General features: G+C 40.0%; 10 protein-coding genes. 2 read left to right on the top strand and 8 right to left on the bottom strand.

From position 1 onward, the window contains the following. Positions 1 to 90 precede the first annotated feature (90 nt). Together AC0L3Y_RS02500 and AC0L3Y_RS02495 are read right to left on the bottom strand one after the other, a co-directional pair. Positions 91 to 786: a response regulator transcription factor gene (locus tag AC0L3Y_RS02500; protein WP_473468342.1), complete on the bottom strand. Its 696-nt coding sequence runs from the start codon at positions 784 to 786 to the stop codon at positions 91 to 93. Continuing rightward, on the bottom strand, positions 783 to 2,741 hold the full coding sequence (locus AC0L3Y_RS02495; protein WP_473468340.1) for a sensor histidine kinase: 1,959 nt from the start codon (positions 2,739 to 2,741) through the stop codon (positions 783 to 785). The genes AC0L3Y_RS02500 and AC0L3Y_RS02495 overlap by 4 nt, the downstream gene beginning before the upstream one ends. Before the next feature lie 190 nt (positions 2,742 to 2,931). Between AC0L3Y_RS02495 and AC0L3Y_RS02490 the strand changes: the two genes are divergently transcribed. Together AC0L3Y_RS02490 and AC0L3Y_RS02485 are read left to right on the top strand one after the other, a co-directional pair. After that, positions 2,932 to 6,021 (top strand): autotransporter domain-containing protein, encoded by a 3,090-nt coding sequence (locus AC0L3Y_RS02490; RefSeq protein ID WP_473468338.1) that lies wholly within the window; start codon positions 2,932 to 2,934, stop codon positions 6,019 to 6,021. A gap of 78 nt (positions 6,022 to 6,099) precedes the next feature. Next, positions 6,100 to 6,909 (top strand): alpha/beta hydrolase, encoded by an 810-nt coding sequence (locus tag AC0L3Y_RS02485; protein WP_473468335.1) that lies wholly within the window; start codon positions 6,100 to 6,102, stop codon positions 6,907 to 6,909. 171 nt (positions 6,910 to 7,080) lie between these two features. Here the strand turns inward: AC0L3Y_RS02485 and AC0L3Y_RS02480 are convergent, their stop codons facing one another. The 6 genes from AC0L3Y_RS02480 to AC0L3Y_RS02455 form a co-directional block, all read right to left on the bottom strand. Then, a complete protein-coding gene (locus AC0L3Y_RS02480; protein WP_473468333.1) occupies positions 7,081 to 8,061 on the bottom strand; it encodes an aldose epimerase family protein in 981 nt (326 codons plus the stop codon). A gap of 41 nt (positions 8,062 to 8,102) precedes the next feature. After that, the gene (locus tag AC0L3Y_RS02475; RefSeq protein WP_473468331.1) at positions 8,103 to 9,131 is read right to left on the bottom strand and encodes a LacI family DNA-binding transcriptional regulator; all 1,029 of its coding nucleotides are present in this window, start codon (positions 9,129 to 9,131) and stop codon (positions 8,103 to 8,105) included. Positions 9,132 to 9,319: 188 nt separating this feature from the next. After that, entirely contained in the window at positions 9,320 to 10,288 is a 969-nt protein-coding gene (locus tag AC0L3Y_RS02470; RefSeq protein ID WP_473468329.1) for an ABC transporter substrate-binding protein, read from the bottom strand. Positions 10,289 to 10,403: 115 nt separating this feature from the next. Continuing rightward, entirely contained in the window at positions 10,404 to 11,363 is a 960-nt protein-coding gene (locus AC0L3Y_RS02465; RefSeq protein WP_473468326.1) for an ABC transporter permease, read from the bottom strand. Between the two features lie 103 nt (positions 11,364 to 11,466). Next, positions 11,467 to 12,966, bottom strand: coding sequence for a sugar ABC transporter ATP-binding protein (locus tag AC0L3Y_RS02460; protein ID WP_473468322.1), 1,500 nt, complete (start codon positions 12,964 to 12,966; stop codon positions 11,467 to 11,469). 59 nt (positions 12,967 to 13,025) lie between these two features. Further along, positions 13,026 to 14,189, bottom strand: a complete 1,164-nt coding sequence (locus AC0L3Y_RS02455) for a Gfo/Idh/MocA family protein (protein ID WP_473468320.1) — start codon at positions 14,187 to 14,189, stop codon at positions 13,026 to 13,028. Position 14,190 lies beyond the last annotated feature (1 nt).

Here is a 14,190-nt window from a genome sequence, read left to right as displayed (position 1 = left end):
CTACAAAGTAGAGCTGTTATTAATAATTATAATAACAGCTCTTTTTTATGTTTATTATAAAAAAACGAATCCTCTATAAGATCAATTCTCCTACTCTTCTGTCATTACCTTTAGTTCAATAGTGAGTTGATAACCTTTATTGCGAAAGCTTCGGATAGGGTTTTCATCATTTATTTTTAGTTTATTACGTAAACGTGAAATGATGACTTCTATACGATTTTTCTCATAAACATACGGAGACTCTTGAAATTCTTTATGAATCATTTGAGGAGTGATAATTTTCTTTGGATACTGGGAAAAAATTTTAAGAATAATACTTTCTTTTTCAGTTAGGCTGATACTGTTTCCATTAGGTATTGTTATGCAGTGCTCAACTGGAAAGTATTGGAACATGTTATTAATTGTTGTTTCATGTACAGTGGAAGGTCTTCTTAAACAAGCATGAATAGTAGCCAGTAGCTCTCTGTAGTCAAAAGGCTTAGTAAGATAAGCGTCCGCTAAATTTAATCCAAGAATTCGGTCGTCCATTGCATCACGAGCAGTGACAAAAATAATATAAATATTTTTTGTTTTATCATCATTTTTTAGCTTTTTAGCAATGTCTAAACCATCTTTTCCAGGGAGGTTCCAATCAAGTAATATCAAGTCAGGGATTTTTTTCTGTAACAGTATTTCAAGTGTATCTGCCGATGCTGCACCATGAGCTTCAAAGCCTTCATGTTGCAGCCAGAGTAAGCCATCTTCTAATAAGAAAGGACTGTCCTCTACGAAATAAATACAATTCATATAATTTCTTCCTGAATGACGACTTGATTGGGCAACCATACCTGAAAGCTAATGTTCCATACTGGCATGGCTCCGGAAAGGAGAGGTTCAATGTGGCCACCGTGGGCTTCAACGATGGACTTAACAAGATGTAGTCCTAAGCCAACGCCTTTAATATTAGGGATTTCTTGTTGACGATAGTATTTTTGAAACCATTTGCTCATGTTGGGCTGGGTTGATGACTGAAAGCTATTCGATATTGTAATCACTGTGCCTGCCACATCATACCTCGGCGTATTTTCTACCGTGACAATGATAGAGGTGTTTTCTAGTTGGTACTTTGCAGCATTGGTGAATAAGTTGTTGAGCATGATTTGGAATAAATAATCATCTACTAATAAATCATGATTATTTTGTATTTTTTTACTAATACACTTGTCTTTAATTTCAAGCTTCTCAAGTGCTGTATTGATTGCTCTGCTGGCATTCACTTTACTAAGCTTTAGGCTAAAGTCATCTGTATCAGATTGTCCTGATAGTAAGGTATTACTGACTAACGTATTTAAGTCGGCTACGGTTGATTTTATGCGTTCATGGCGTACAGCAAGGTCAGGAGAAATAGCAATGTTTTGAATGGATAGGGTCTGTATTGTACTATCAATAATGGCCAATGGTGTTTTCATCTCATGGGTAAGCATGCTGACAAAGTTGGATTGTTCCTCTCGTTGTTTTTTCTCGATTTTAATCCATTTCTTAATGATTTTTAGTTTGTATTCCGAACGTATTTTTTGATTTTTTTCATCCTGAGTATGCAGGTGAAGTCCTTGTAGTATCAATATTATGAAAATAAATGAGGACGATTTTGGTATAAGTACCCATTGGGGAAAAGCCGGTATATATCCCATTGTAATTATAATACTGATTATGTTTAGTGTGAAAAATATCGTAAATCCGAAAAAAATAAAATAATTACTTTTCAATTTTAACCTTGCGTCTTTCCAAGAAATAAATATAAAAATAGGACCGACAAAATAAATTGTTCCAAACATAAAGGGAGCAAGGATTGTATAATAACCAATAAAAACACTTAAAAATGAAATGATTATTAATATGGTTGATAATATCAATATTTTATGTAGATGCCGAAATTTAATTTTAGTTTGAAATAAATGTATAGAAAATAAAATCATACCTAAATACATAAAACATATACTTGCCGGAGCCAGTATATGGACGATGAAAGGATTGTTAGGAAAGATGTATTGCGCAGCAATACCACTGGTAACAAGACGGTTAACCGCGCAAGCAATAATGTACAAACAGCTTAAAGAATAGGCTCTTCTTTTAGATATTTTAGACTGTCTCATCACCAGTGCATAAATGCATAGCATCAGCCAAACACCCAGCATTATTCCAGATGTGATTTTTTCTTTTGAATCGGTGATCGAGGTACTGATTGGTGTTCTTAATTTTAGTTCTAAAACTGTTGATCCGTTGGTTTTTAAACGAATGTAAAAAAAATGTACTTGATCGTCTTCTAACATTATTGGGAATGAGAATGGTGTGGGAGAAATTAGAGGCACTCTTTGACTCGACGGAATAAGGTCGCCAACTTCATCTTCTCTGTATAGATTATTCTCTTTAATTTCAAAAAGCTTAACGCTGTCTAAAAAGGTTGGATATATTGTAATAAACCATTTTTTCGAAGCATGTTCTTCTCTTTTTAATGTAAATTTAAACCAATGGGCGTTTTGAGAAAAGCTACTTCGAAATGAAGATTTAAAAGGAGAAAATTCTTCACTTTTTAGAAGTACATCATCTAGCGAAAATAAAGCGTTTTCATCTAATAAGTAGTCCAGCTCTGTCGTTAAATTTATAGAAGAATCATTGCTCTTAATAAGAATATTACTATTAGAAATTGCATGATTTGAAATTATCAGGGCAAGGCATATCAGAATTCGATAAAAATAAACCATATAGAAATTACATACCGTTACAAACTGACAGCTTTCGTCAGTCTTAGTGGATTAATTTAGATTAATATTCCACATTGCTGACGGAATTAGAACATTTAACTTACTTTTATCGTAAATGATTTAAAAACTGCTCCGTCAATGGTTAAGCCTTTATTGAGAGTGTGCTTATAACACTCAGGAGTATGTGTTCATGAATCGTTCATTTCGTCTTGTTTGGAATGCTGCCCTGGGTTTATGGGTGGTCGCTAGTGAAGCGGCCAAAGGTAAAACTAAAACCAAAACATTTAATAGATCCTCTAGATTGGAAGCAAGGTCTACAGGCGCGAACTGCTTGTTACTCGCCGCTATTGGGTTAATGCCATTTTCAAATGTAATGGCCGAGACTGCGTTTTGGGATGATAGCGGTTCAGGGTCTTGGGATGATGCTAATAACTGGCTGGTCGGGGAAGATGCTCTCCCTGTATTACCAAGCACATCAGATGCAGTAATTATCAAAGAGGGTACTGCCAATATAGGCGCTTTTGAGACAACATATAAGCTTTATGTTGGCGCTTCTGGCACAGTTAATGTGTCTGGCAGTGATTCAAGCTTAACTGTGGGCAGTTTTCTGATTGTTGGATTTGAAGGCACTGGTGAATTAAACGTCTCTGATGGAGCAACTGTTTATGTTAATTATGACCTTGATGTTGGCAGAAATGAAGGCAGTTCTAGCACAGTTAATGTGTCTGGTAGCGATTCCAGTTTAACTGTGGGCAGTAATCTACATGTTGGAGATGAGGGCACTGGTGAATTAAATATCTCTGACGGAGCAACCCTTGATGTTAATGGTGAGTTTGTTGTTGGATATGAAGGCACTGGTGAATTAAATATCTCTGACGGAGCAACCCTTGATGTTAATGATGACTTTTATGTTGGCGAAAAGGGAGGCAGTTCTGGCACAATTAATGTGTCTGGTAACGATTCAAGCTTAACGTTGGACAGTGACTTATATGTTGGATATAAAGGCACTGGTGAATTAAATATTTCTGATGGAGCAACCCTTGATGTAGCTGGTTATCTTAGGATTGGGGAAAATGAAGGTAGCTCTGGCACAGTTAATGTATCTGGTAGCGGAACAACACTAACTACAGAAGAAATTTCGATTGGAGATGAAGGACAAGCCTCTTTGGTATTGTCTGACGGAGCAACCCTTGTAGCCGATTATATTAGTATTAGAGGATATGAAGGTAGCTCTGTCACAGTTAATGTATCTGGTAGCGGAACAACACTAATAACTACAGAAGGAATTAATATTGGAGATGAAGGACAAGCCTCTTTGGTATTGTCTGACGGAGCAACTGTTGATGCAGGCTATTACCTTGGTATTGGAGGATATGAAGGTAGCTCTGTCACAGTTAATGTATCTGGTAGCGGAACAACACTAACTACAGAAGGAATTTATATTGGATATGAAGGACCAGCCTCTTTGGTATTGTCTGACGGCGCTGAAATTAAGGTGGACGACGAGGTGTGGATCGCTGGTAATGAAGGGTCTCTCAGTACTTTTAGTATCGGTGCAGAAGAAGGTGAAACGGCAACAGCAGCAGGTACGCTTGCTATGAGCGATGAAGCTGTTATTACATTTGCTGAGGGTGAGGGTGCTGGGTCTTTAGTCTTTAACCACACAGAGGAAAACTACATTTTTGATGCCGATATTGAGAATGACATTTCCGATCCTACCGATACATCAGCTTCTTATGATAATAGCCTTATTGCCTTATATGCTGGTACGACATCCTTTACAGGTGATCTAACAGGTTACGTAGGGAAAATGACAGTCGACGGTGGTACTTTATCCATCGCAGACGGAGATACGTTAGAAATTGGTGGTGATTACACGCAAACCAGTGCGGGTGTGCTTAAAGTGGGTGCATCCAGTAACAGCAATTATGGCAAGCTTGTCGTGGCAGGAACAGCGACCTTTGCTGACGACTCTAAAATAGAAGTCGATGTATCGACTATTAATAGTTTAGCGATTGGTAATACATTAACGGACGTTGTTACAGCGGACACATTAAGCGCGACAACATTTGTTGTGACGGATAACTCAGCTTTATTTTCTTTTACAGCTCAGGTTGACAGTAGTAGTGATAGTATCGACTTAATTGTTGCTCAGAATGTTAATGTATTGGATAGTGTAAATGACTCAAAATTAAAATCTGCTGTTGGCGCAGCAAAAGTCTTGGATGGCTTTTTAAGTGCTGGAATGACAGGCACAGATATGGATGCTGTTGTTACTGCACTTGGTAAACTTACAACCAGTCAAGAAGTAAGTGACGCCGTCGCACAAACCCTTCCTTTATTAGCTGGAGCTTCTGCACAAGTCTCTGCCGGCGTGATGCAATCAAATAGCAATGTGGTTTCTACTCGTCAGTCGGGTTCATCTTCTGGTGATGGTTTTATCTCTGATGAACATGCCTGGGTGAAGCCTGTAGGCAGTTGGACTAAGCAAAATGAACGAAATGGCGTTAGTGGTTATGACGCTGAAAGCTACGGTATTATTGGTGGCGCAGATGCTGAAATTAATTCAACCACATCTGTTGGTTTGGCCCTATCTTATGTAAACAGTACGGTAGAAGGAGAGGGAACAAGCTCTACAAATGGCGCAACTATAGATGCTTATCAATCGGTCCTTTATGGTCAACATAACTTGGGGGCTGAATTCTATAATCTTGATTTATCATGGCAAGCTGGCTTAGGGATGAACAAAACTGAAGGTACCCGAAACATCAGCTTTATGGGAACCACTGCTACATCCGATTACATCAGCTATACGGGCAACCTAAGTACTGGATTAGGTCGTAACTTCTCAATAAACCAAGATATGAGTCTAACGCCAAGCGTACGTGCTAGCTATTCCTATATAAGAGATGAAAGCTACACAGAAACAGGCGCCGGAGCATTGAATCTTAATGTTGAAAGCAATACAAGTGATGCGTTTGTTCTTTCTATTCATGGTGATGTAAACCAGCGCTTCACAGACAGTTTGTCTTTGGTGGGTAGTGCCAGTGTCGGTTATGACGTTATTAATGAAGCGTCAAGTTTAACTGCTTCTTATTCAGGTGGTGGTGCCGCCTTTACGACAGAAGGATTAGAGTTATCGCCATGGATATTAACCGCGGGTTTAGGTATTAACTATTCATTGAGTGATGAGGCGGAAATTATTGTACGTTATGACGTAGAAGGCCGCTCAGACTATATAAGCCAAACTGCAACAGCTAAGTTTAGATGGCTGTTTTAAGGCTCTAAAAGCCATAGAATAAGACTTTTAAAGCCTTGCATATCAAGTATGTAAGGCTTTTTTATAAGGTGAAAATAGATGAAAGTTTTGCTGGTTTATATCATGGCGATATTTGTTTTTATTTTGCAAGGCTGTTCTCGATTTCCAGTAGAAGATCGGGTCAAATATGCTGACTTTCTAGCAAATAAAGCTGGTTGGAAGAAAGAAATACTACATACTGATCTCTTCGAAATACAAAGTTACTTGTCTAATTTTGAGTCAGCAGAGCTAATTACAGTTTATATTGAAGGTGATGGATTGGCTTGGGTTAGTAAAACGAAACCTTCTTCTAATCCGACACCTATTAACCCTCTTGCTCTTAGATTAGCGTTGAAAGACCAAGGTAACGCAGTTTATTTAAGCCGTCCTTGTCAATTTCTAACAAGCCCATCTTGTTCTCAAAGGTACTGGACGAACGAGCGTTTTGCTCCAGTAATAGTGGATGCAATGAATGACGTCGTATCGATCGTTAAAGCAAAAACACTTGCTAAGAAAGTTGTCTTGGTAGGGTATTCTGGTGGTGGCGCTATCGCAGCCTTAATTGCTGCGACGCGTAATGATGTTATTCGATTGATTACTGTCGCAGGCAATTTGGATCACCAAATATGGACTGAAAAATTGAATGTCTCGCCTTTAACTGGCTCATTGAACTCAGCTGATTATTGGCATCAATTGATTGATATTCCACAGCTTCATCTTGTGGGAGAATTTGATCAAAGCGTGCCGCTGTTTGTAATTGAATCATTTCAAGCGCGTTTTTCAGAAGGAAAAAAGCCAAAAATAAAGATTGTCGAGGGCTTTGATCACCAGTGTTGTTGGGTTGAGCAATGGCCCGAATTAGCACAATAGTTTGTCTGGTTCGAAGATGAGAGTATCCATCTCATATTTTTAAATACTATTGTTCTTTAAGGTTTTTCTGACACGTCATCTTTCAATAAAAATATTAAGTCATATCACCTTTATATTTTTGTATTTTTTAGTACAAAATAACAAATATCAGTACGAGTCAGCTTCATTTCATTAACTAAAAACATATCGTGTTATTTGTTGATAGGTATTTTCCGGTGCAAGTAAAATCGATGGAAAATGTGGCTGGTTGATAGCGTCTGGCCAATGTTGTGCTTCTAAGGCAAGACCAGAATAAGGGTTTAGTTCACCTGAGTTGATATTGGATTCTGCCGATAAATGAATATGGCGACCATCGTATACCTGTAACCCAGGTGCTGTAGTTTGGTAATTTAAGCTGATACCAGTCAACGGTGCTTTTAGTGTCGCAACCGCTTGTATTGAGCGGCTGGCTGAAGATAGGCAAAAATTGGTGTCTAATTCTGGGTAATCATCACGGCCTATTGTGCGTAGCTGTTTAAAGTCGAAGGCACTGTTTGCTGTAGGAGTAACTTCTCCTGTTGGAATCACTTCTTTGTCTGTTGGTAAATAATGATCAGCTTTGATGCTAAGTTGATGATCAAGAATAGAGCCAGTACCATCAAGATTAATGTAGCTGTGTCCTGCAAAATTACAAATCGTCAGCTGGTCGGTTATGGCCCGAATCTCCATTTCTAGAGTGCTTTCGATTAACCGATAGAATACATTGACTACCATATTTCCTGGATAACCCATCTCCCCATCTTTCAGCTTGGTTTGTAATTGCACCATATTGTGTGATTGTTGAACGATGGACCAGACTTTTGTATTGGTTCCATCTGGACCGCCGTGTAAATGGTGTTTCTCTGGCAGCGTTGGCGGTAAATTGTAGCTTTTTTCGTCAATCAGAGCGTGACCATGGGCAATGCGATTTGCCACTCGTCCGACTACCGCCCCGAAGTATTTGGTGGCGTTAAGGTAATCATCAATTTTAGAAGATCCAAGTACTAATGAATGTTCATAACCATTTAGATAAATCGATTGAATACTGGCACCTAAGGTTAGGATATTTACCGTCAGCCGTGGGTTGCTGAGTGTGATTTGCTGCACCTTGGTTAGGTCGGGTGTTAGGTTCAAAGCGAATATCCTTTCATAAAGAAGTTAACGTACATTTGTTATTACAGGTCGACTTGTAGTCTCTGTTCAATAGGTGGTGGGCAAGAGCTTTTACGTACTATTAACTGAGTAGGTAAGGTCATTTCTGGATTTGGTTTTTTCCCTGATAATATATCAAGTAACAGTTTCATGGATGTTTCACCGATTAGCTCTCTTGGCTGATTAATGGTGGTTAATTCTGGCTCGCAGTATTCACTTAATGCAAGATTATCGAATCCTATTACTGATAATTCTTTGGGGACATTAATGTTCATTTCTCTCGCTATTTTTAGTACACCAATAGCGGCTTCATCACTGTGGCAAACAATAGCTGAGGGTCTATTTTTTAAAGATAACAATTGTTTTCCTAAGTTGTAGCCAGCAATAAAAGAGAGGTCTCCTTCTAATATATAGTCATCAATAATAGGTAGTTTCCATTTTCTCATAATTTCGTTATGACCATTTACACGAGCGTTATAAATGAGGTTGTCTCTTTTTCCAGTAATGCAGGCGATTTTGTAATGACCCATCATAATAAGGTATTCGACACCTTTTTTTGCACTGTAGTGGTTGTCGATATGTACAGTTGGAACCGGGGTGTCAGAAAAATACTCGCCGGCAATAACAATGGGTAATTTTACTTCACCAGCGCTATTTAGAATCAAGGATTCAGGGACATCGGATGATAGTGATAATACGCCGTCTACTTGTTTGCTTTCGAATAGTTCGAAGTAACTACGTAAGCGAGAAGATTCGTTACCAGCATCGCCAATGAGCAATTTATAACCATTTTTGTGTGCGAGAGCTTCGATACCATGAATGACATCAGAGAAGAAGGTGCTCTCCATATTTGGTAATACGACAACAATGGTTTTAGATTCACTTTTACGCAGACTACGGGCAAGGCCATTGGGGGAATAACCAACATTCGCAGCGGCTTTTTCTACCTTTAAGCGAGTGACAGGTGAAACCATGTCTGGATTGGCTAAAGCTCGTGAAACCGTTGCCGTAGATACACCAGCTAGCTTTGCGACATCTTTAACAGTAGCCATAAGCGTCCAATAGCAGTAAGAAAGTGTGTGTAATGACGCCCAAATGCATTACCTTTTTAAAGGGGGTTGTAAATAAGCGATATATTAACAAAAAGCCTTGTTTAGCACAGTGGCTAATGCTCAGGATATTTGTGAAATTAAAGTAAAATCATTAGGGTATGAACCCTAATGATTTTATTTATACCAACTTAGTAAGCGGCATCGTTAAAGTAGTATTCAGTTGCATTATCTTTTGTTACAAGATCAGCACCTAAAATGACGCGAGATGGAGAGTTAAATAAGTAACCTGGTTTTTCATGTTTTACACCATGTACAGCCAATGCAATACCTGAGGCAATCATTGATGGACTATAGGTTACCGTCGCACGCACCATTTTGTTTTCATGCATAATCATTTCGATAATGTCTTTAGAGCCAGCGCCGCCTAATACGGTTTTGATGTCGGTACGACCAGACTCTTCAATGGCTTTTAAAACACCTTTTAGCATGTCGTCATCTTGACACCAAACGGCATCAATTTTAGGGTGTTTTTGTAAGAAATTTTCCATTACTGCCAATGCTTTTTGAGTAGACCAATCACCAGGTTGAGAGTCCAAGATTTTAATCTTTGGATAGGCAGACATCACTTCGTTAAAAGCATCTACACGTTGAGTGTTGATAGGAATTTGCATGCCTTCAATAACAACGACATTACCTTTACCGGACATTTCTTTAGCTAACCATTGGGCGCCAACACGGCCAAGACCGGAGTTATCGCCAGCAATGAATACATCTTGAGCAGGTGTTGCTAATTCACGGTCAACAACTACTGTATAAATTCCTTCGTCGTAAGCTTCTTCAATCACTTTTTGTAAAGTTGCTGGGTTATGAGGGAGAATAACTAAGGCATTAATACCTTTGATCATCAAATCTTCCACATCGCCAACTTGTTTGGAACCTGAGCTGGAGGCAACGACAAAAAATTCGATGTCTTTTTCTTTTGCTTCCAAATCTTTCACTGCTTTATTTGCCCACCAAAGCAAGCCTGCTGTCCAGCCATGGTCGGCGGATGGCACACTGATACCGACTTTATATTTGGCCGCATAGCTTGTGCCAGTAAAGGCAAAAAGCATCGTAAATACCGCGATTACTCTCATGATTTTATTTTTATATTTCATGGATACTCTCCGTTTTACATTGATTTAATAATGAGAAAAACAAATGTGTTTCTCAGATTCTTGTTTTACTTCTTACGCACTTCATCAAAGGATCATAGGAAGAAAAACGAAGCTGTTAGCGATCACCTTTAAATTGAACAAGTACCGCTGTTAAAATGACCATACCCTTCACCATGCCTTGCAAATAAGGTGAGATACCCATCAAATTCAGCATGTTATTAATGATGCCAAGGATAATTGCACCAATGACTGTTCCCCATATGGTTCCTTTGCCGCCAGACAAGGCTGTACCACCTATTACTACTGCAGCAATAGCATCTAATTCGTAGAATAGTCCCGCATCACCAGGGCTGACTGAATTCAAGCGTGAGGCTAAAAGTACGGCTGCAATCCCCACAGATAAACCAGCAATCAGGAAAGTAAGAAAGTAGACCCAACGCACTTTAATAGCGGAATAGGAAGCGACTTTTGAGTTAGAACCTACGGCACAAACATGGCGTCCAAAGGCGCTATGTTTAAGCACAATATGATAAGCAATGGCGAGCAATATGAAGATCCAGACAGGATAGGGGATTGCCCAAAGGTAACCTCCACCAATATCCGAGAAATGACTGTTTTCAGAAACCACTTCACCAGCATCACTGATGTATAGCGTCATGGATCGAAAAATGGACATAGTGGCTAAAGTGGCAATAAAGGAGGCGACTCGGCCACGGGTGATGACCAATCCATTTATGGCACCAAATACACCACCGAGTGCAATAGCAGAAGATACAGCCATGGCAACAGCCCACCAACCGTCCCCAACACCATTAATAATCATAATCGACAATACGCCGACTAAGCCGACCATAGATCCTACGGATAAATCAATGCCGCCAGCAATAATGACAAAGGTCATTCCTAACGCAATGATGCCCGTATAGGAAACCTGTCTTAGTACGTTGGTAATGTTGCGAGGCATTAAGAAATGCTCACTGGCAATGGAAGAAAATACGATCAGTATTAATAAAGCAATAAAGGGCGCGTAAGTCGCAATATCAAGTCTTTTTAGGCGCGTTATTATAGGCGACATAATGGAACCTCGTGTTCTTATTGTTATGGGCACCTGAGTTTCGGATAAAAACATAGGTGTCGTTTATAGCGTCAATTCAGTTTTATGAGCGGTGCTGCTGGCATTAAGCCTGAGCCATAGCTTTTAGGCCCGCTGCGTAATACATGATTTCTTTTTCATTGATGGCATCTCCAGATAGCTCTCCCATGATTTCCCCTGACCTCATCACCATGACACGATGGGATAAGCCCATTACCTCTTCGAGCTCTGAGGAAATCACAATGACAGATACACCTTGCTCAGTTAAAGAGTGAATGAAATGGTAGATTTCTTTTTTAGTATTCACATCGATCCCCCGAGTCGGTTCATCAAGAATGAGAATATCTGGTTGAGTGTCCATCCATTTAGAGAGATAGACCTTTTGTTGATTGCCACCACTTAAGTTAGCCAGATTGGAGTGTAAGGACGCCGCTTTAATGTCAAAGCGTTTAACGTAATCACGAGCCACACTGTTTTCTTTTTTGTGTTGGATAAGACCTTTTACATATGACGCTAAGGAAATTAGCGTGATATTTTTAGGAATATCAAAGTTCATGATTAACCCTTTGCCTTGGCGATCTTCAGACAAATAAGCCAAGTTGCAAGCGACCGCATCAGCGATGGAGTTGATGGTGACTACCTTGCCATTGATTTCAACGACACCACTGTCCTTTTTACGTAACCCCATTACCGCTTCAGCAGTTTCAGTACGTCCCGCTCCGATCAAGCCAGCAAAACCTAATACTTCGCCTTTTTTAAGGTCAAAGTTAATATCATGTAGAACACCTTTGATGGATAAATTACTGACTTTAAGCACGACTTCGTCAGAATGTTCTGTTCGTTGTGGATAGATTTGGTTTAGCTCACGCCCCACCATTTTGCGGGCCATGTCTTCTTCGTTTATTTGCGCCACATCATCCACACTGACCAGATGACCATCGCGCAAGATCGCCAATCGATCGCAAAGATGTTTCACTTCTTTGAGTTTATGAGAGATGAAAATGATGGTGACGCCACGTTTTTTGAGTTTTTCAACGAGGGCGAAAAAAATATCTACTTCATGATCTGTTAAGACAGTTGTTGGCTCATCCATGATTAAAATACGCGAGTCATTTACCAGCGCTTTAGCGATTTCTACCATCTGCTTTTCTGCCACACTGAGGTTTTCGATCAGGGCGTCCGGGCTCAAATTGGTTTCTAAATCCTTTAATAATTCATAGGCTCGGTTGCGCATAGCGGATTTGTTGAGTAAAAATCCGTTTTTGATTTCATTGCCTAGAAAAATATTTTCAAACACATTAAGGCTACTGATTAGGTTAAATTCCTGTGGAATCATTGCAATGCCTAAACGCTTTGCATCAGAAGCTGATTGGATAGAAACTTCTGTACCATCAACCTTAATGCTGCCTGTGGTTTTTGTATAAATTCCGCTGATAATTTTTAATAAAGTGGACTTCCCTGCACCATTTTCACCCAGCACGCCAAGTACTTCACCAGCGAAAATATCGAGGGTGATCTTGTGCAATACACGCACCCCAGAGAATTCTTTGACGATGCTGCGAATTTGCATAACAGGTTCATTCATAGTCATGACCTCTTTCTCATTGATCATTGGAGTGACAATCATCTAGTTAGCACCGCCATTTAATTCACACCGCCGTTTAGTTGACACCACATACTGTTTTGAGCCGATGATTCAAGTACCGCCGTAATGAACTTCATGCCCTCTATGCCATCATCAATACTAGGAATTAAACCTTGTACTGAAGTAACAGGGGCTCCGTCCTCTATCGCTCTTATGGCAATGCCAATATCTAGGTATAAGTTAGCGAAGCCTTCTAAATAGCCTTCTGGATGGCCAGCGGGAACTCTAGATAAGCGATTGGCTTCCTCTCCAGCACCGTGACCAGCACGAGTGATTTTTTGAGTCGGTTCACCAAATACGGATAGCCATAATTCGTTAGGGGATTCCTGTGACCATTCAATACCTGCTTTTTCACCATAAATACGGATTTTCAACCCGTTTTCATTACCGGGTGCCACTTGGCTAGACCACAACATACCTTTAGCTCCACCATCAAAACGCAACATGGTATGAACGTTGTCATCCAAACGACGGCCGCTTACAAAAGCGGTTAGATCAGCGCAGACACTTTGTACTTTTTGACCTGAAATAAAGCACGCCAAATTAAAGGCGTGGGTGCCTATATCTCCTAGGCATCCAGCCATTCCGGATTTCTCAGGATCAGTACGCCATTGGGCTTGTTTGTTATCGGTACTCTCGGCTTTGTCGGTTAACCAATCTTGGGCGTATTCCGCTTGAATAACACGTAACTTGCCTAATACACCTGTGTCGACAAGATGCTTGGCATGACGAATCAGTGGATACCCCGTGTAGTTGTGGGTGAGTGCGAAGAAAGCACCAGATTGAGTAACGAGATCTTTTAATGCCAAAGCTTCATCGAGGTCTTTGGTCACTGGTTTATCGCAAATTACATGGATTCCTTGCTCTAAAAATGCTTTAGCAACAGGGTAATGCATGTGGTTTGGGGTGACGATTAAGACGGCTTGAATGCCATCTGGTCGTTGTTTTTCTTGTTTCGCCATAGTGGTAAAAGAGGCATAGCTACGTTCAGCGTCAATTCCCAAGCGCAGCGCTGAAGCGAGCGCTCGTTCTGGGTCAGAAGATAAAGCACCGGCAACTAATTCATAGCCATCATCAATACGAGTCGCGATGCGATGTACCGCGCCAATAAAGGCGCCATCACCACCGCCAACCATACCGATACGAATACGTTTGTGAGTCATG

It is taken from the genome of Marinomonas sp. GJ51-14, assembly GCF_055808695.1.
Note: the sequence above shows the minus strand (reverse complement) of the source record. Positions and strands in the feature narration are given on the sequence as shown.